This is a genomic window from Arthrobacter sp. G119Y2, assembly GCF_038069765.1.
In the GTDB taxonomy this organism is placed as follows: domain Bacteria; phylum Actinomycetota; class Actinomycetes; order Actinomycetales; family Micrococcaceae; genus Arthrobacter_B.
Genome location: NZ_JBBPFS010000001.1, coordinates 174,278 through 190,782, shown reverse-complemented (window position 1 = coordinate 190,782; position 16,505 = coordinate 174,278). Strand labels below are relative to the sequence as shown.

Below are 16,505 nucleotides of genomic sequence, written 5' to 3'. Positions count from 1 at the left end.
CACGGGGGACGGCGGGGAAAATGGTGGACTATTTTCGCTGCCGGGAAACCCCCTGCCGAACGAAAAACTTTCCCCGCCGCAAAGCAGGCGAAGTCTCCCCAACACGGCGCGGATCTGCACAACTGCTCTTATACTATCCGTTACATGCCCGTGTGACCTTAGAAGGTACCCCCGAGGCGCCGGACACAGGCGCCGGCCACCTTCGGTCCGGCGCCGCTGCTTAGCCGGCAGGCTGCTCTGCGCGGGTCAGGACCGCGAAGGACTCCATGTGGTGGGTGTGGGGGTACAGGTCGAAGACCCGCAGCGAGTCCAGCTTCCAGCCCAGGTCCTGGAAGTAGGACAGGTCGCGCGCAAAGGAGGCCGGGTCGCAGGAGACATAGCCGACGGCCCGGGGTGCGGCGGCATTGATCTGCCCAACCACGTCCTTGCCGGCGCCGACACGCGGCGGATCCAGCAGGACGACGTCGAGGCGGCCCTCGTACGCTGCCAGGGCCTTGTCCACGCGGCCCTGCAGGATTTCCACCTGCGGAGCGGCGAACAGGTTTTTCCGGGCGTCCCGGCTGGCGGCCGGAGAGGCCTCGACCGACAGCACGCGGCCCGTTTCCCCGGCGGCATCGGCCAGCGGCGCCGTGAACAGGCCGGCGCCTGCGTACAGGTCCGCAACCTGCTCGCCGGGCTGAATCTGCAGGCCGTCCAGCACTGCTTCCACCAGGGTGCGCGGCGCGCTCCGGTGAATCTGCCAGAAGCCGGCCCCCGTGACCCGGTAGTCGTGGCCTGCCGCGCTTTCGGACACCCAGGTCCGTCCGCGAAGCCGGTTCAGTGTTGAGGATTCCGGGTCCCAGGAGGCGATGGAGATACCGGAGGGCAGGGCTGAAGCAATCCGGCCCAGTGCCTTGGGGTGGGCGCCTTCGGCCGGAATCAGCAGCACCAGGGGCGCACCCGTTGTCGGCACGGCCACCTCGACCCGCGAGACCCCGCTGAAGTCGACATCCCACAGCTGAAGGTCGTTGACAGCTTCGACGGCCAGCGGCATGCGCTGGACCGGAATGAGTTCCTCGGAACGGTGCGCATGCATGGCAAGCCGGCCGCCCGGCGCCACGGAGAAGCTTGCGCGGGTCCGCCAGTGCAGTCCGTCGGCGCGCTCTTCGAGTGCGGGCTCGACGGTGATCGTGCGGTCAACTTTGGCGAGGCGAAGCAGCTGCTCGGCGAAGATATCCGCCTTGAGCCCGCGCTGGGTCGCCAGGTCAATGTGCCCGAACTCAGCGCCGCCCACCGGCAGCCGGCCGCGGGAGGCAGCGCGGAGCGCATCGGCCTCGGGCCAGAAGTGCTCGACCCGTCCCGGAGCTGCTTCCAGCACCTCGGTGACGTCGGCGCGCCAGAAGCTGGCGCCGTCGGCGGCGTCTGTCAGGCGGGCACGGACGCGTTCGCCCGGCAGTGCGTGCCGGACGAAGACCACTCGCCCTTCATGGCGGGCCACGAAATGGCCGCCGTGGGCGGGGGCGCCGATGGTGAGTTCAATCTCGGATGTGGTGGTGTCGGTCGTCATAATGCCGGATACTTCCTGATGGAGCCTAAAAGACCATCACACCATGCCCCGGCGCCGGTGCATATTCGCGGCGCCCGCGGGGTCTATGCTGGCGCTTTGGCTTTTTTCGTTATCGACCTTCAGAAACCGAGGTAGCAGGTGGCCCACTACGTCATCATGGGGTGCGGACGCGTCGGCGTGTCCCTGGCCCACACGCTGGACAATGCCGGGCACACAGTGGCCGTCATTGACCAGGATGAAAGGGCCTTCCGGCGCCTGCGCTCCACCTTCAGCGGCCGGAAGGTCACCGGCGTCGGCTTTGACCGCGGCACCCTGACGGAAGCCGGAATCAAGGAGGCCTATGCCTTCGCCGCGGTTTCCTCGGGTGATAATTCCAACATCCTTGCCACCCGCGTCGCCCGCGAGACCTTCCACGTCCCCCACGTTGTCGCGAGGATCTATGATCCGGGCCGCGCCGAGATCTACCAGCGGCTCGGCATCCCCACGGTGGCCGCCGTCCGCTGGAGCGCAGACCAGGTGCTGCGGCGCATTCTTCCCGAACAGAGCATCAACGGAGACTTCCGCGAATCTTCCGGCAGGCTCATCCTGGGCGAACTCTCACTCCACGAGGACTGGCTCGGAACAACCCTGAGCGGGATCGAACACGCCGCACGGGTCCGCATTGCCTACGTGACCCGCTTCGGCGAAGGAGTGCTTCCCCGCCCGGACACCAGCTACCAGCAGGGAGATGTCCTGCACGCGATGATGAACGTGGACCGCACCAGCGAAATCAGCCGCATTCTCTCCACCCCGCCACTCAAGGAGAACCAGTGAAAGTCGTCATTGCCGGGGCCGGCAGCGTGGGGTCCTCGATTGCCAAGGAACTCCTCTCGCACCGCCATGAGGTGCTCCTTATAGATGAGAAGCCCGAGGTCGAGGGCCGGAGCGAACTGGTGAATGCGCAGTGGCTCATCGGGGATGCCTGCGAACTGACCACGCTGAAGGACGCCAACCTGGACGAGGCCGACGTCGTCGTCTCCGCAACGGGTGATGACAAGGTCAATCTGGTGGTCTCGCTGCTGGCCAAGAGCGAGTTCGGCGTGGCCCGCACCGTTGGCCGGGTCAATAACCCCAAGAACGACTGGATGTTCGACGACTCCTGGGGTGTGGACGTAGCCGTCAGCACGCCGCGCCTGATGACGGCGCTGGTCGAAGAGGCGGTGGAAGTCGGTGACCTTGTCCGGCTGCTCACCCTCCAGGGCGGGGCCGCCTCGATGGTGGAGTTCACCGTTCCGCTTGATTCGCCGCTTACCGGAAGGACACTGGGTTCCATCGACTGGCCGATGGACACCACGGTGACCGCCATCCTGCGCGACGATGCTCCCATTACCCCAAGCAGCGACGACGTGATTGAACCCGGCGACGAGCTGTTCTTTATCTGCACGATCGCCGCCGAGGATGACCTGCGCGCCGTGCTGCTGCCCGGGGGTTCCTAGCCTTCCTGCCCGGAGCAGCCCGAAACTGCCCGCAGCGGCCCTGCCGTTAGCCGCGCGGCTGCTTCGGGCTGCCGCCGGCCGGCAGCGGCCGGGACACCATCCATGCCAGCCACAGCCCGAGCGCATACAGCGGCACTCCCATGGCCAGGCGCATGGTGCCAAGCGCAGCGACGTTGTCCGCCAGATACAGCGGCAGCTGCACTCCCAGGCGCAGCGCAAAGACGGCGATGATGATCCACGTCGCCGCCGAATAGGCCCGGATCCGTTTCCGGTCCGCGTGCCAGTCCAGGTTTTCGCCCCTGATGAACCCGAACAGGAGCCCGGCTACGGGCCAGCGGACAATGATGGAAACGATGAACGCCAGGATGTAGCCGGCATTGAGGAAAAAGCCGGGAAGGAAGAATTCGGTGCCGCTTCCGCTGCGCAGCGCCACAACGGCGCAGATCACGACGCCGAGCACCCCCGTCAGGGACTGCATCAGGGGACGCTTCTGGATCAGGTTGGCTGCGGAGAACACGGCAGCCGAGGCCACGGCGGCCCCCAGCGAGACGTACAGCCCGGAGGTCAGCGTGAAGATCAGGGTGAACAGCAGCCCCGGCACAATGGCTTCCGCAAGCCCGCGGACCCCGCCGACGGATTTCAGGACATCAATCTGTCCGTCGTCGCCGCGCTCGACTCCTGCCTTGGCCGCGTAGGCACCGGCGACGTCGCCCAGTGTTGGCTGCTGCTCTCCGTCCGGGAGGTCCCCTGCCGCGGAGGGTGCCCTCCTCCGCCGGGATTCGGGCAGCTCGCTGCCGGGTCGCTCAGTCATGTCTCGTTCTCCGGACGTCCGATAATTTCGTAGCGTGGATTGTAGATCGTGGGATAGCTGTCCACTGTACTGACCATGCCCTCAAAGGCGAGCCGGGTGCCGGCAAGAACTCCGGGAACGCGGCGCTGGCCAACCCACACCAGCCGGACGCGCGCCTGCGGTTCCCGGGACGGCGTGTCACGGTACGCCGCGTCCACGTCCTCCACCATGGCAGTGAACCGCGGCGGGTCCGTTGCCGGAACCACGGTGATGGACTGGACGTAGCCGCCGCTGTACACGCGGCCGCGCTGCGGAAGGGAACTGACGGGAACGGGATTCTCCCGGTTGCCCGGGATCGCCGGTCGGTGTGTGGGCACGTGGCTAGCCGATGGTCGTAATCTCGGGGCCGCGCTCCGGCGGAGCAGGCTTTGCCGCATCCGCGGCAGGCCGGGGCAGCGGCGAGGCATCACGCGGAAGACGCAGCTGCAGGAGGTCACGCGGCGGCAGCGGCTGCTCACCCCGGACCACGACGACGTTCCGGAAGACTTCTTCCAGCGGACCGGCCGCCTGGGGGTCCAGGGCTGCGGAGCCGCCGAACACGCCGCGAAGGAACCAGCGCGGACCGTCCACGCCGACAAAGCGGGCCACCCGGTAGCCCTTGGAGCCATCCTGCGCCTGGGCGGGAACCTTGGCCAGCAGTTCGGTCCCGAACACGCCTTCAAGCTCGTCCACGGTGCCGCCCTGCGATCCGACGGACTTGCCGATCTGGTCCCGGATGTCATCCCACAGCGTTTCGGAGCGCGGCGCTGCGAAGGCCTGCAGCTGCAGGCTGGACCCGTTCAGGTCCAGCGTCACCGCCACCACGCGCTGGGTTTTTTCTTCCACCTCCAGGCGCAGCTGGAGACCCTCGGCCGAGGCGATGCGCAGCGCACCCAGGTCGACATACCCTTCTTCGGACGGCTTGTCGGCCGCATCCCAGGGGCCCGACGCCGTTGCCGTGCTGCCGCCGTCGGCCGCCGCATCCGCGCCGCCTGCGGCAGGCCGCTGCGCACTGTCCTGCGCCTGCTCGTCCTGCTCCTGCTTGTCTTGCTTGTTCTTCCTCAGTCGCCCAAATGCCATGACCGGGTTCCTCTCTCTCATAGGGAGGGCCGCACGCTGCTGACCCCCCGGACAGCCGCTCTAGGCAGGCAGTGCAGTAAAGCCGCCGGTGGAGCCGAATCCGCCGGTTCCCCGGACGGAGTCGGACAGCTCGTCCACCAGCTCAAATGATGCCGTCTCCACCCGCTGGATCACCATCTGGGCAATCCTGTCACCCCTGGCGAGGCTGATCGGCCGGGACTTGTCGGTATTGAGCAGGGTAACGCTGATTTCGCCCCGGTAGCCTGCGTCGACTGTTCCCGGAGCGTTAACCACGGTCAGGCCGTGCTTGGTGGCCAGGCCCGAGCGCGGATGAATGAAGGCGGCATAACCGAAGGGAAGGGCCAGTGCCACACCGGTGGGAACGAGCATCCGCTCGCCCGGCTCCAGCACCACGTCTATGCGGGTCCTCAGGTCAGCCCCTGCGTCGCCGGGATGCGCGTACGACGGCGGTTCCAGCCCGTCGTCGAGCATTTTCAGCTGCACGGTCATGGTGGGGCCTGGTTCAAGCACCGAATGTCTCCGACTTCCCTCGAGTGATCCTTTTCGCCTCCCGCTCGGGGCCGCGTGGGCGTCCCGGAAGCGTCCCGGGAATACCGCACCTCACTTTAGCGCGTTTTCCTGACGCTTCTCCGTACGGCCGGCAGCCGCACTGGGACGGCTGCTCCCCAAGATGAAATACCGGCCCAAAGGTGCCAAGCTGGTTACATGTCATCCCCCTCTGCCCAGACTTCCCCCGATACCGTGCTGTACTCCGAGCGCCTTCTGCCTTCGTTCGGGATCTGGGTGCTTGTCCTCTTCGCATCCTGCTCGTGCATTTTTGTTTTCCTGCCGATCAGCCTTGAGGCCGGGATCATTGCGGCCGTCGTCGCAGCCGCCATCATCACCGCCCTGCTGCTGCTCAACACCCCGGTAATCCGGGTCACCGGTGACACGCTGCAGGTGGGCCGGGCGCAGATCGAACGGCGCTTCGTCGGCTCCGTGGAGGGATACCGCGGGGATGACGCCACGTTCCAGCGCGGCCGCGGCCTGAACGCAACCGCCTTCATGTGTTTCCGCGGCTGGATCTCCCCCGTGGTCCGGATCGAAATCACGGACCCGGCAGACCGGACCCCGTACTGGCTCACCTCCACGCGGCGCCCGGAGGACCTGGTCCGCGTGCTGAGCAGCTAAGGCCGCTTAGCCTTCACAGTCGATGCAGTAAGCCAGTCCGTCCTTCTCCAGCGCAATCTGGGAGCGGTGCCGCACCAGGAAGCATGATGCGCAGGTGAATTCATCCGCCTGCGCCGGCAGGACCCGTACCAGCAGTTCCTCGCCGGAAAGGTCGGCTCCCGGAAGCTCAAAGCTGTCGGCGGTTTCGGTCTCGTCTTCATCCACGACCGCAGACTGGGTTCCGGCGGTGCGCCGGGCCTTCAGTTCTTCCAGAGATTCCTCGCTGATGTCCTCGTCGGTCTTACGCGGAGCATCATAGTCAGTCGCCATAATTCTTACTCTCACCATCCGGTCGAGTTGTGCTGGTTATATGAGCCGGCCGGTAGCTAGACCGGCTTGCTTCTTCGGCTCGGAGGTATCAACGCGACGGCGTTCCCTTTTGTGCCCGTAATCCAGAGATTTTTGCTGAGAGTGGACGAAATAGCTACAGCAGGGCTCCGCAGGCGCCCCCGAACCGCCCAAGGATCTTCCGCGGGCGGCCCGGCCGGAAGAAAAAATCAGGCCCCCGGAGCCGGCTGATCCGCGCCACACCCTTGCAAACAGTAGGCTTTCGGCCCTTCGGGTGGCATTGTTTCCAGAAGGAATTGCTATCGGGTGGAGGATTGGTTCATGCAGGATCTACGTCTCGTGGGTGTCCATGAGGGTGGCGAGCATCTGCTGCTCAGCGGCAAGGGCGGAGAAACTTTCCGGTTACGCATGGATGAAGCGCTCAGGGTAGCGGTCTCCCGCTCCGTACACCGCTCCACCTCCGCACCGGAACGGCCCGAGGGCCCGGCCATGACTCCCCGTGACATTCAGGCCCGGATCCGTTCCGGCGCCAGCGCAGAAGACGTTGCGGAGATCTCCGGCCTGGACCTTGCACACATCCGCCGCTACGAGGGACCTGTCCGTGCTGAACGCGACTACGTCGCACGCCAGGCCCAGGCCGTGGAAGTCGCGGCCCCGCTCTCAGCCACCCACGACGGGTACCGCAGCACGTTCGGTGACAGCCCGGTCAACCTGGGCGACATGGTCAGCCACCGCCTGAAGGCCTTCGGCGTGGACCCCGACAGCGTCGAGTGGGATGCCTGGCGGCGCCCGGACTCCACGTGGGACGTGGTCGCGCGGTTCGATCTGGCCAGCGACTCCCAGGTCTCGGTCGGCGAAGAACCCCCGGCCCGCTGGACCTTCAGCCCGCTGCGCAAAAGCGTGTCCAATGCCAACCGCTGGGCCCAGCTGCTCAGCGAACTGGAACCGCTGGATTCGCCCGTGCCGTCCCGCCGGCTCACCGCCGTCGCCGACCGGGTGTTCGATTTTGAGGCTGTGGCCCCGCCCGAGGCCGACGGCGACTCCGAGTCCGGCGATGAGGACACCGACAACCTGCTTGAGGTCCTGCGCTCGCGCCGCGGACAGCGCCTCGGTGCTGACGAAGACGGCGACGACGCCCTGGCTGCACTGCTGGCCAAGGGCAGCATCCCGGCTGCCCATCCGCGTGACGGACACACGGAGATCGACGACGCCGCTTCCACGCGGCCCCGCACGGGCCGCCTCTCCCTGGCTCCCGCCGCGACGGACGGCAGCGATGCCCCCGACGCTCCCGATTCACTGCGCCTGACCGACGGAGTCAGCCCCGGAACGCGCGAGATCAGCGTCCTCGCCAAGCCGTTCCGCCGGCGCGGCGAGACCGCAGCCGCTGCCGGCAAGGGCTCCCCTGCGGGCAGCTCCGACGACGCCGCAACGTCCGGGAGCACCACCGCAGACGACACCCGCACGGAAACACCCGAGCAGGCTTCCGCGGCACCGGTTGAGGCCGGGCCCGCGGCAGTTCCGGACAGCGAATCACCTGCCGCCGGCCGGACCAAGGGCAAAGCCGCCGGCCGGAAGAGCGGACGCACCGATTTCCCCTGGGACCGGATGAGCTCCGGCGCTCCGCGGAACGATGTCACCGGCTCGGACGGCACCGCCAAGGGCGAGGATCCCGCCGACAAGCGGGCCATCAAACCCAAGCGCTCGTCGGTTCCCAGCTGGGACGAGATCGTCTTCGGCACCAAGGGCGACTAGCCGCAGGCTGCGGAAAGGCCCCTTAAGACGCGCAGCGCGCCTGTTCAGGGGCCTTTCCTCAGCCGACTCAGGGGCAGCCGGCTCAGGGCTTGTGCGGGTGCACGGCGCACACATCAAGCTCGGTGACCGGTCCCGGTGTCAGTTCGGCAATCGATTCGGCTTTGTAGGCGGTGACCCGGCGCATGTAGTGCCGTCGGCACAGGGTTTCGTACCCCACCACGGGCGTACTCTCCACGGCTTCGGCGGCAAACAGAGGCTCCGTCACTATGCCTGCGCCGGCGGGCCCGGCAGCCGGCGCGTGCTTTCCCACGTCACCGACCACCACCTGATCCCCTTCCACCACCATGATCCCGTCGACTGTCCGGGCGTTGTGGGTGGCCCTGCGGCCGCACCAGCAGAGGGCCCGCACCTGGAGCACCTCCATCCGGTCCGCCAGCTCAATCAGCCGCTGGGACCCCGGGAAGAGACGCGTACGGAAATCGGATGTGATGCCGAAGGCAAACACATCAACGCACAGCTCGTCCACGACGCGGGCCAGCTGTTCCACCTGCTCGGCGGAGTAGAACTGCGCCTCATCGCAGATGAGATAGTCCACGGCAAAGCCGGCACCGCGCCGGTCCGTCACCTCAGCCCAGAAATCGGTGCCGTCGGTAACTTCCACAGCAGGAGTGCGAAGGCCGAGCCGGGAGGAGATGACGGACTCTCCGGCCCGGTCGTTGCGGCTGAAAAGGATGCCGCCGCGGCCGCGGGCACTGTGGTTGTAGTCCATCTGCAGCGCGAGCGTTGATTTGCCGCAGTCCATGGTTCCGGAAAAGAAGACGAGCTCAGCCACCGCTATTTCTTACCTTTGCCCTGCGCTCCGGGGCTGCGCCTGGGACCGGGAGCTGCCAGTTGCAGCAGCGGAACTTCACGCTCCGCGCGCGTCAGGGACCCGTGCTGGCCCACCACTTCAAGGGAGGAGGACTTCATGCGGCGCAGGTCGTACAGGGCGATCGGCTCACGGGCCAGGACCAGGACGTCGCCAATGCGCGGCAGTACCGCCGGCGCCACCACCGGACCGAACCAGCCCGCGGCAACCGCCTGCTCACGGGTGGCAACCCAGACCTTGGCACCGTACGCCCCCTGCCAGGCGGCCACCAGCGCGTCTCTGTCCCGGATACCTGCGCCGGGCTCCAGATACAGGTGCACCATGCGCGGCTCCCCCGCCGTGTGGCGCACACCGGCAATGAGTGAGGGGTCTTCCGAGAAGTCGTACCGGTGTTCCGGAGCGATATCGACCATGCCGTGGTCAGCGGTCAGCAGCAGCAGTGTATCGGCCGGCAGGCGTGCCGCGAGCAGTTTCAGGGCACTGTCCAGCTCTTCCAGCTGATAGCCCCACTGCGCCGACTGGGCGCCGTGCTTGTGGCCGGCCTTGTCCAGTTCATTCCAGTACAGGTACATCAGCATCTGCGGCGAGGCGGACAGGGCTTCAACGGCCGCCGAGACCCGGGCGTGGACGCCGGTGGCGCCGATGAAGGTGCCTCCGCGCAGCGCCGCGCGGGTCATGGCCGAATCGGCGAACCGGGGCAGGCTCACCGAGGCCACCGGAAGATGCTCGGCCACCCGTTCCAGGACGGTGGGGTGCGGCTGCCAGCGCTGCGGATCGACGCCGGCGTCCCAGTTGCCGAGCATGTTGACGACTTTGTCCTGCTCCGGGTCCAGCACGTCATAACCGACCATGCCGTGCTCTCCGGGCGGCAGTCCGGTGCCCAGCGAGGCCAGCGACGCCGCCGTCGTGGTGGGAAAGGCAGCCGTCAGGACGCGGGCAGAGGGCAGGAAGCTGCGCAGGAACGGAGCATGCCCGCCGCGCTGCTTCAGCAGGGACCAGCCCAGGCCGTCTACCATGACCACGCAGACGCGCTTTGCGGCCGGCAGATTCAGGGAATTGGTGAAGCCGGGCACGCCGAGCACAGCGGCCGAGCTGGTCAGGACCTCGGCGACGCTGCTGCGGCCGTACCCGGGAGCCGGAGGCAGCCGTTCACCGGAGACGGGACCGGAGGGCGGGACTGCACCGGAGGGCGGCGTGGCGGCGGAACCTGTACCGGAAGGCGAACTCATGGCCCCTTACCGCTGGTGGTGACTGCGGTTGAACCGGCTGCCGATGCCGGGAACCCGGCGGGTATCCCCCGCCTCCGGCTGCCGCAGGTTCAGGGTGTCGGTATTGACCTTGCGCAGCGCCCGCGCAAAGTCCTTGGCGTTCTGCACCGCCTGGGCGCCGTCGGCTTCGGCGCTGACGCGCAGGACGATGTCCTCCTGGGCGATGGTGCCGGTGTAGCCGTGGTCGGCGTCGCACTGCGGATCGGCGCAGCCGGCCGGACCCATGTCCAGGCGCTGGCCGCCGGACCAGGCGATGGCCAGCGTCAGCTCGCGGGCCTGGTCGGAGGGCTTGTAGTCCTGCGGCTGGGCATACATGTAGCCAAGAACCACGGACCGGATCTGGGTGACCGGAACCGACTCGGTGGAAACCTGCGCCATCATCTGCTCACCGGCGTCGTCCAGCTGCTGGTCATCGACATGGGTGATGACCAGCATGTCCTCGGTCAGCACCAGCACGGTGATGTGGCGGTGCACCTCGGTGCGCTCGAAGTGGGTCTCCAGATGGATGATGTGGGACAGCGGCTCACGGCCGTCCAGGGCATCGTGGACCACGTCTGCCAGAAGGGTGGGGTAAAAGCCGGCCCGCTCCATGGAAGCATCAAGGCTGCGGCGTTCAGCGGAAAGTAACGGCGACATGTTTCCAGTTTCCCCCAGAGAGCACCCCAGCACCTAAATGGCGCGCGGGGGTGATGCAAGTTAGTGCGGCGGACGGGTAGCCGGAGGCTGGTTCCGAGTATTAATCCCGCATCGCCCGCCGGGCGCTGTCCGTTCGCTGCTGCGGATTCCCGAGCCGGATATCTGCGCTGAGCACGGTGACCCCGGTGGTGGAGACCAGCACGGGGTTGATCTCCAGCAGCGCAATCTCCGGGTGCTCGTCCTTGAGCAGGGCCAGGCGCGAGATCAGGTCCTCGAGGGCAGCCACGTTGGCCTTGGGCAGCCCCTGGTAGCCGAAGAGCTTTCCGGAGGCACGCGGCGCGCGCACCAGGTCGGCGACGTCGGTGTCCGTCAGCGGCGGAATCCCGTGCGCCCAGTCATCCAGAAGGTTCACGGCGTCACCGGCCAGGCCAAAGGACAGCACCGGACCCAGCAGCGGATCCTCGATCGCCCGCACCGTGCAGCCCTGTCCCGACGGCGCCATGGACTGCACTTCCAGCTCGAAACTGCCGTACGGCTCCAGCGCCTGCTTCATCTGTGCGATGTTGGTGAGCAGCTCCTCGGGGGTGGAAATGTTCAGCCGGACGCCGCCCAGATCCAGCCGGTGCCGCAGATGCTCATCCATGGTCTTGATCACCACCGGCCAGCCCAGCGAGTCCGCCGCCGCCACTGCCTCCTCGGAGGTGCTGAAGGGCACCGAAGGCAGCAGTTCCACTCCGTAGAAGCGCAGCAGCGCGGTGGTTTCGGCGGAGCTCAGGCGCATGAGCCCGTCGCCCGTAACGCGCGGCAGGAGCTGGTCGACGAAGGCGTGGGCGGCGTCGGGATCGGCGCCGGCGGGTTCAACAAAGTGCCCGTGGTCGCGGGCGGACCATTCCGTGTAACGGACCAGGGAGGCGAGCGCCGCGACGGCGGCCCCCGGGCTGGCGAAGCAGGGCAGACCGGCCTGGCGCCCCGCGCTTTCACTCTCACCGCTTCCGGTGTTCAGGAGCCCCTCCACGTGCGCGCCGGGGTCCATGATGCCGGTGAAGGCAGCCACCACGGGTTTGCCGGTCTCCGCCGCGCAGTCCTGGAGGCACTGCGCGATTTTCTCCATCGTCAGCCCCGGTGAAGGCAGCAGGGTCACGACGGCGGCATGCACCGCGTCGTCGGCGAGGGTCTTGGTAACGGCGGCACGCAGCAGCGGCAGGGCGACGCTCATGCCGGTGTCCAGAACGAGGTCGGTCTGCAGGCTGCCGAGCTCCAGGTCCAGGGCCAGAGCGGCGTCCGCCACCACCCGGCCCAGGGCGGCGTTGTTGCTGAACACGGCAAGTGAACGGCCCGCCGGCAGCGGCTGGCTGACGGCAATCTGCGCCACGTCCATCAGCTGCTCATTGGTGTTGACCCGGATGACGCCGGATTGGCGCAGCATCGCGTCCAGGGCGCCGGCCGGCGCCTGCGTGGTCCGCACGGCATGGCCCGGGGGCAGCTTCAGGCCGGTGACGTCGGACTTGGCGACAATGACGGGCTTGGAGGTGGCGAGCCGGCGGGCGATGCGGGAGAACTTGCGGGGGTTGCCCACGGACTCCAGGTACATGCCCACCACCCGGGTGTCCGTGTCATCTTCCCAGTACTGCATGGCGTCGTTGCCGGAGACATCGGCCCGGTTGCCGGCGGAGATGGTGGAGGACAGCCCGAGGCTGCGGCGCTGCGCCGCAGCGTAGAGCAGGACGCCGATTCCGGCGGACTGGCTGAACAGGCCCAGTCCGCCGCGCCGGGGCAGGGAGGGCGCCATGGAGGCGTTGAGGGAGACGTCGGGGCGGGTGTTGATCAGGCCCAGGGACGCCGGGCCGACCACCCGCATGCCGTTCGCGCGGGCGTGCCGGACCAGGCGGCGCTGCCGGGCCAGGCCGCGTTCGCCGTCGTTCGCGAATCCTGCGGTGGCCACCAGCAGTTCCTTGACCCCGGCGCGGGCGCATTCCTCGGCGACCGTCAGCACCTGGTCGTACGGCACGGCGATGACGGCCAGCTGCACCGGCTCCGGCACGTCCGCGATCCGTGCGTAGCAGACCATGCCCGCCAGTTCGAAGGCTTCGGGGTTGACGGCGTAGACGGACCCGGTGAAACCGCCCTCGATGATGTGTTCGAGGAGCTGGTAGCCCACGGATCCCCACTCGCGGCTGGCACCGATCACCGCCACCGACGACGGCGCCAGCAGATCGGCAACGCTGCGGGCCTCGGCCCGGTGCTCGCGCGCCTCCATCACCGCCCGGGACTTCTCCGTGGGGTCAATGTTGAAATCAAGGGCAATGACGCCGTCGTCGAAGTGCCGGCGGACTTCATAGCCGGCGTCGGCAAAGACGCCGATCATTTTCCGGTTCTCGGGCAGCACCTCCGCGGAGAAGCGGCGGATGCCGTTTTCCCGCGCCGCGGCGGCCAGATGCTCCAGCAGGATGGACCCCAGTCCCCTGCCCTGGTGCCCGTCGGCAATGTTGAACGCGACCTCGGCCTCGGTGGGATCGTCCAGGCGGTCATAGCGCCCGATGCCGATGATTTCCGAACCGATGGTGATGACAAACGCCACCCGGTCCCGGTAGTCCACGTTGGTGAAGCGGGCCAGCTCCTTGTTGCTCAGCTTGGCCTTGTAGGTGAAGAACCGCAGGTAGATGGAACTCTGCGACTGCTTCATGTGGAACTCCTGCAGGGCCTGCGCATCCTCCGGTGTTACCGGTCTCAGATGCCCGGTGCCGCCGTCCCGCAACACCACGTCAGCTTCCCAATATTCGGGGTAATGTCCCTGCTCCGCCATAGACTCAGAGTAGTGGGAATTTTTCTCCGCTGTCTGCAGGGCGCTCCGGCCGCCGCGCCGCCGCCCCCTGCACACCCGTTTACCCCCTAACTGCAAGGACCCGACAACAGCATGGCCCGGCGCCAAACCGTCTCCAAAACCGCACCCGGCGAAATCATCGCCGAGAACATCATCGACATTGATGTCACCACCGAGATGGAAGGTTCCTTCCTCGAGTACGCGTACTCGGTGATCTATTCGCGCGCCCTCCCCGACGCCCGCGACGGGCTCAAGCCCGTCCAGCGGCGCATCCTGTACATGATGGCGGACATGGGGCTGCGGCCGGACCGCGGCCATGTGAAGTCAGCCCGCGTCGTGGGCGAGGTGATGGGCAAGCTCCATCCCCACGGCGACTCCGCCATCTACGACGCCATGGTGCGCATGGCCCAGAGCTGGTCGCTGCGCCTGCCGCTGATCGACGGGCACGGCAACTTCGGCTCGCTCGACGACGGTCCCGCCGCCGCGCGGTACACCGAAGCCCGGCTGGCCGCCCCCGCGCTGACGCTGACGGACCACCTGGACGAAGACGTGGTGGACTTCGTCCCCAACTACGACAACCAGCTGATGCAGCCCGAAGTGCTGCCCGCAGCCTTTCCCAACCTGCTGGTCAACGGCGCCACCGGCATCGCCGTGGGCATGGCCACCAACATGGCCCCGCACAACCTCGGCGAGGTCATAGCGGCCACCCAGCACCTCATCGCGAACCCCGACGCCCCGCTAGACGAGCTGATGCGGTTCATTCCCGGCCCCGACCTGCCCAGCGGCGGACGGATTGTCGGCCTGAACGGAATCCGCGACGCCTACGCCTCCGGCCGCGGCTCCTTCAAGACCCGCGCCAAGGTGGAGGTGGAGCAGCTGACCGCCCGCCGCACCGGCCTGGTGGTCACCGAGCTGCCGTACATGGTGGGCCCGGAAAAGGTCATCGAGAAAATCAAGGACGCGGTCACGTCCAAGAAGCTGCAGGGCATCTCCGACATCGTGGACCTGACCGACCGCAGCCACGGCCTGCGCCTGGTCATTGAGCTCAAGAACGGCTTCAACCCCAACGCGGTACTGGCGCAGCTGTACAAGTACACGCCCATGGAAGACTCCTTCGGCATCAACAACGTCACCCTGGTGGACGGCCAGCCCCGGACCCTCGGACTGGTGGAACTGCTGCAGGTCTATGTGGCGCACCGCCTCGGCGTCGTCCGCCGCCGCACCGCCTACCGCCTGCGCAGGAAGCAGGAGCGGCTGCACCTGGTCGAGGGCCTGCTGATCGCCATCGTGGACATCGACGAGGTCATCCAGATCATCCGCTCGTCCGATGAAACGGCCCAAGCCCGCGAACGCCTGATGGCCATCTACGACCTCACCGAAATCCAAGCGAACCACATCCTGGAGCTGCGGCTGCGCCAGCTCACCAAGTACTCGCGCATCGAGCTGGAAAAGGAAAAGGACGAACTGCTGCTGGCCATCAAGGAGCTCCAGGCCATCCTGGATTCCGAGCCGCGGCTGCGCGCCCTGGTTTCCGATGAACTCGGCGAAGTTGCCGCGAAGTACGCCACGCCGCGGCGGACCGTACTCCTGGAATCCGAGGCGTCCTCTCCCCTGAAGGGTGTAGCCGCGGCTCCCGCCGTCACCGGTAAGGGCGCCAAAGCTGCGCTGCCGCTGGAGATCGCCGATGATCCGTGCTGGGTCATCCTGACAACATCCGGGCAGCTGGCACGCACCGCCAACCAGGAGCCGCTCACCGAGGCCGGCCAGCGGGTGCGGCACGACGTGTTCCGTTCCGTGGTGAAGACGACGGCGCGCGGCGAGATCGGGGCTGTGACGTCGTCGGGCCGGATGGTCCGTGTCCAGGTCCTGGACATGCCTGCCCTCCCGCCGACGTCGGGCCTGCCCAACATGGCCGGCGGCGTGCCGGTCAAGGACTTCATGACACTGGCCAAGGGCGAAAAGCTGGTGGGGCTGGTGCCGCTGAACGAGATTGTGGCCCTCGGGACGCGCAACGGCATTGTGAAGCGGGTGAATCCCGACTATCCGCTGAACCGCGACGACTGGGAAGCGATCACGCTCAAGCCCAAGGATGAAGTGGTGGGTGTGGGAGTGGCGCAGCAGGACACCGACGAACTGGTGTTCATCACCGAACAGGCCCAGCTGCTGCGGTTCAGCGCCTCCCTGGTCCGGCCGCAGGGCCGCACGGCCGGCGGTGTGGCCGGCATCAAGCTGGGCGCCGATGACCGGGTGCTGTTCTTCGGCGTGGTGGCGCAGAATGATCCCGCCGCCGTCGTCGTCACCGTTTCCACCGGCAGCGAGACCATCCCGGGCACACCCGGCGGTTCCGTGAAGGTGACCGAATTTGCCGAGTATCCGGTCAAGGGCCGCGCCACGGGCGGGGTCCGCGCACACCGGTTCCTGAAGGGCGAGGACGCCCTGGTGGTGGCGTGGGCCGGGCACGGCCCGGCGAAGGCAGCGGCCGCCAACGGCGTGGCACGGGCGCTGCCCACCGAGCACGGACGGCGGGACGGCTCCGGCATCCCGCTGACCAACCCGGTGGACCAGGTCGGTCCGAGCAACACCCCGGTCGAGCCGGGCGTTGATCCGGCGGCCGGCTAACTGCCGGAACTCCCGTCGGAGCCGGCTGGAGCCGGGAACAAGCGAAAGGCCGGGCGGGCCCTGTGTGGGCCGCCCGGCCTTTCGCTTGCCCGA

General features: G+C 67.5%; 15 protein-coding genes. 5 read left to right on the top strand and 10 right to left on the bottom strand.

Going from position 1 to position 16,505, the window contains the following annotated elements; translation table 11 throughout:
* Positions 1-220: 220 nt before the first annotated feature.
* Positions 221-1,546 (bottom strand): class I SAM-dependent RNA methyltransferase, encoded by a 1,326-nt coding sequence (locus WKB88_RS00880; RefSeq protein ID WP_341392661.1) that lies wholly within the window; start codon positions 1,544-1,546, stop codon positions 221-223.
* 138 nt (positions 1,547-1,684) lie between these two features.
* Here WKB88_RS00880 and WKB88_RS00875 point away from each other — a divergent pair, with 138 nt between their 5' ends.
* Both WKB88_RS00875 and WKB88_RS00870 read left to right on the top strand, forming a co-directional pair.
* Positions 1,685-2,359, top strand: coding sequence for a potassium channel family protein (locus WKB88_RS00875; protein WP_341392660.1), 675 nt, complete (start codon positions 1,685-1,687; stop codon positions 2,357-2,359).
* Complete coding sequence (locus WKB88_RS00870; protein ID WP_341392659.1) at positions 2,356-3,021, top strand: potassium channel family protein; 666 nt, start codon at positions 2,356-2,358, stop codon at positions 3,019-3,021. Before WKB88_RS00875 ends, WKB88_RS00870 begins: the two co-directional genes overlap by 4 nt.
* 46 nt (positions 3,022-3,067) lie before the next feature.
* Here the strand turns inward: WKB88_RS00870 and WKB88_RS00865 are convergent, their stop codons facing one another.
* Genes WKB88_RS00865 through dut form a run of 4 tightly spaced genes read right to left on the bottom strand, consistent with a single transcriptional unit; the run spans position 3,068 to position 5,461 of the window.
* A complete protein-coding gene (locus WKB88_RS00865) occupies positions 3,068-3,832 on the bottom strand; it encodes a DUF3159 domain-containing protein (protein ID WP_341392658.1) in 765 nt (254 codons plus the stop codon).
* Entirely contained in the window at positions 3,829-4,188 is a 360-nt protein-coding gene (locus tag WKB88_RS00860; protein WP_341392657.1) for a hypothetical protein, read from the bottom strand. Before WKB88_RS00860 ends, WKB88_RS00865 begins: the two co-directional genes overlap by 4 nt.
* Positions 4,189-4,192: 4 nt before the next feature.
* Positions 4,193-4,930 carry a DUF3710 domain-containing protein gene (locus WKB88_RS00855; RefSeq protein ID WP_341392656.1) on the bottom strand — a complete coding sequence of 246 codons (738 nt, stop codon included), beginning with the start codon at positions 4,928-4,930 and terminating at the stop codon, positions 4,193-4,195.
* Positions 4,931-4,990: 60 nt separating this feature from the next.
* The gene (dut, locus tag WKB88_RS00850) at positions 4,991-5,461 is read right to left on the bottom strand and encodes a dUTP diphosphatase (protein ID WP_341392655.1); all 471 of its coding nucleotides are present in this window, start codon (positions 5,459-5,461) and stop codon (positions 4,991-4,993) included.
* 195 nt (positions 5,462-5,656) lie between these two features.
* Here dut and WKB88_RS00845 point away from each other — a divergent pair, with 195 nt between their 5' ends.
* Positions 5,657-6,121 (top strand): DUF3093 domain-containing protein, encoded by a 465-nt coding sequence (locus tag WKB88_RS00845; protein WP_341392654.1) that lies wholly within the window; start codon positions 5,657-5,659, stop codon positions 6,119-6,121.
* A gap of 6 nt (positions 6,122-6,127) precedes the next feature.
* Here WKB88_RS00845 and WKB88_RS00840 read toward each other — a convergent pair whose 3' ends face one another.
* A complete protein-coding gene (locus tag WKB88_RS00840; RefSeq protein ID WP_341392653.1) occupies positions 6,128-6,430 on the bottom strand; it encodes a DUF4193 domain-containing protein in 303 nt (100 codons plus the stop codon).
* A gap of 339 nt (positions 6,431-6,769) precedes the next feature.
* Between WKB88_RS00840 and sepH the strand changes: the two genes are divergently transcribed.
* Positions 6,770-8,200: a septation protein SepH gene (gene sepH / locus WKB88_RS00835; RefSeq protein WP_341392652.1), complete on the top strand. Its 1,431-nt coding sequence runs from the start codon at positions 6,770-6,772 to the stop codon at positions 8,198-8,200.
* An 82-nt stretch (positions 8,201-8,282) separates the two neighbouring features.
* Here sepH and WKB88_RS00830 read toward each other — a convergent pair whose 3' ends face one another.
* The 4 genes from WKB88_RS00830 to WKB88_RS00815 form a co-directional block, all read right to left on the bottom strand.
* A complete protein-coding gene (locus WKB88_RS00830) occupies positions 8,283-9,032 on the bottom strand; it encodes a thymidine kinase (RefSeq protein WP_341392651.1) in 750 nt (249 codons plus the stop codon).
* 2 nt (positions 9,033-9,034) lie between these two features.
* Positions 9,035-10,297: an alkaline phosphatase family protein gene (locus WKB88_RS00825; RefSeq protein WP_341392650.1), complete on the bottom strand. Its 1,263-nt coding sequence runs from the start codon at positions 10,295-10,297 to the stop codon at positions 9,035-9,037.
* Between the two features lie 6 nt (positions 10,298-10,303).
* Positions 10,304-10,972 carry a DUF5998 family protein gene (locus WKB88_RS00820; protein WP_341392649.1) on the bottom strand — a complete coding sequence of 223 codons (669 nt, stop codon included), beginning with the start codon at positions 10,970-10,972 and terminating at the stop codon, positions 10,304-10,306.
* 100 nt (positions 10,973-11,072) lie between these two features.
* Positions 11,073-13,775: a bifunctional acetate--CoA ligase family protein/GNAT family N-acetyltransferase gene (locus WKB88_RS00815; protein WP_341392648.1), complete on the bottom strand. Its 2,703-nt coding sequence runs from the start codon at positions 13,773-13,775 to the stop codon at positions 11,073-11,075.
* 111 nt (positions 13,776-13,886) lie between these two features.
* Here WKB88_RS00815 and WKB88_RS00810 point away from each other — a divergent pair, with 111 nt between their 5' ends.
* Positions 13,887-16,412 carry a DNA gyrase/topoisomerase IV subunit A gene (locus tag WKB88_RS00810; RefSeq protein ID WP_341392647.1) on the top strand — a complete coding sequence of 842 codons (2,526 nt, stop codon included), beginning with the start codon at positions 13,887-13,889 and terminating at the stop codon, positions 16,410-16,412.
* The last annotated feature ends 93 nt before the right edge of the window (positions 16,413-16,505 follow it).

Bases quoted from the DNA above. Each gene is read 5' to 3' on its own strand.
- WKB88_RS00855 (WP_341392656.1), bottom strand. From the start codon at position 4,930: ATGGCATTTGGGCGACTGAGGAAGAACAAGCAAGACAAGCAGGAGCAG.
- WKB88_RS00845 (WP_341392654.1), top strand. From the start codon at position 5,657: ATGTCATCCCCCTCTGCCCAGACTTCCCCCGATACCGTGCTGTACTCC.
- WKB88_RS00865 (WP_341392658.1), bottom strand. From the start codon at position 3,832: ATGACTGAGCGACCCGGCAGCGAGCTGCCCGAATCCCGGCGGAGGAGG.
- WKB88_RS00815 (WP_341392648.1), bottom strand. From the start codon at position 13,775: ATGGCGGAGCAGGGACATTACCCCGAATATTGGGAAGCTGACGTGGTG.
- WKB88_RS00840 (WP_341392653.1), bottom strand. From the start codon at position 6,430: ATGGCGACTGACTATGATGCTCCGCGTAAGACCGACGAGGACATCAGC.
- WKB88_RS00810 (WP_341392647.1), top strand. From the start codon at position 13,887: ATGGCCCGGCGCCAAACCGTCTCCAAAACCGCACCCGGCGAAATCATC.
- WKB88_RS00825 (WP_341392650.1), bottom strand. From the start codon at position 10,297: ATGAGTTCGCCTTCCGGTACAGGTTCCGCCGCCACGCCGCCCTCCGGT.
- WKB88_RS00820 (WP_341392649.1), bottom strand. From the start codon at position 10,972: ATGTCGCCGTTACTTTCCGCTGAACGCCGCAGCCTTGATGCTTCCATG.
- WKB88_RS00880 (WP_341392661.1), bottom strand. From the start codon at position 1,546: ATGACGACCGACACCACCACATCCGAGATTGAACTCACCATCGGCGCC.
- sepH (WP_341392652.1), top strand. From the start codon at position 6,770: ATGCAGGATCTACGTCTCGTGGGTGTCCATGAGGGTGGCGAGCATCTG.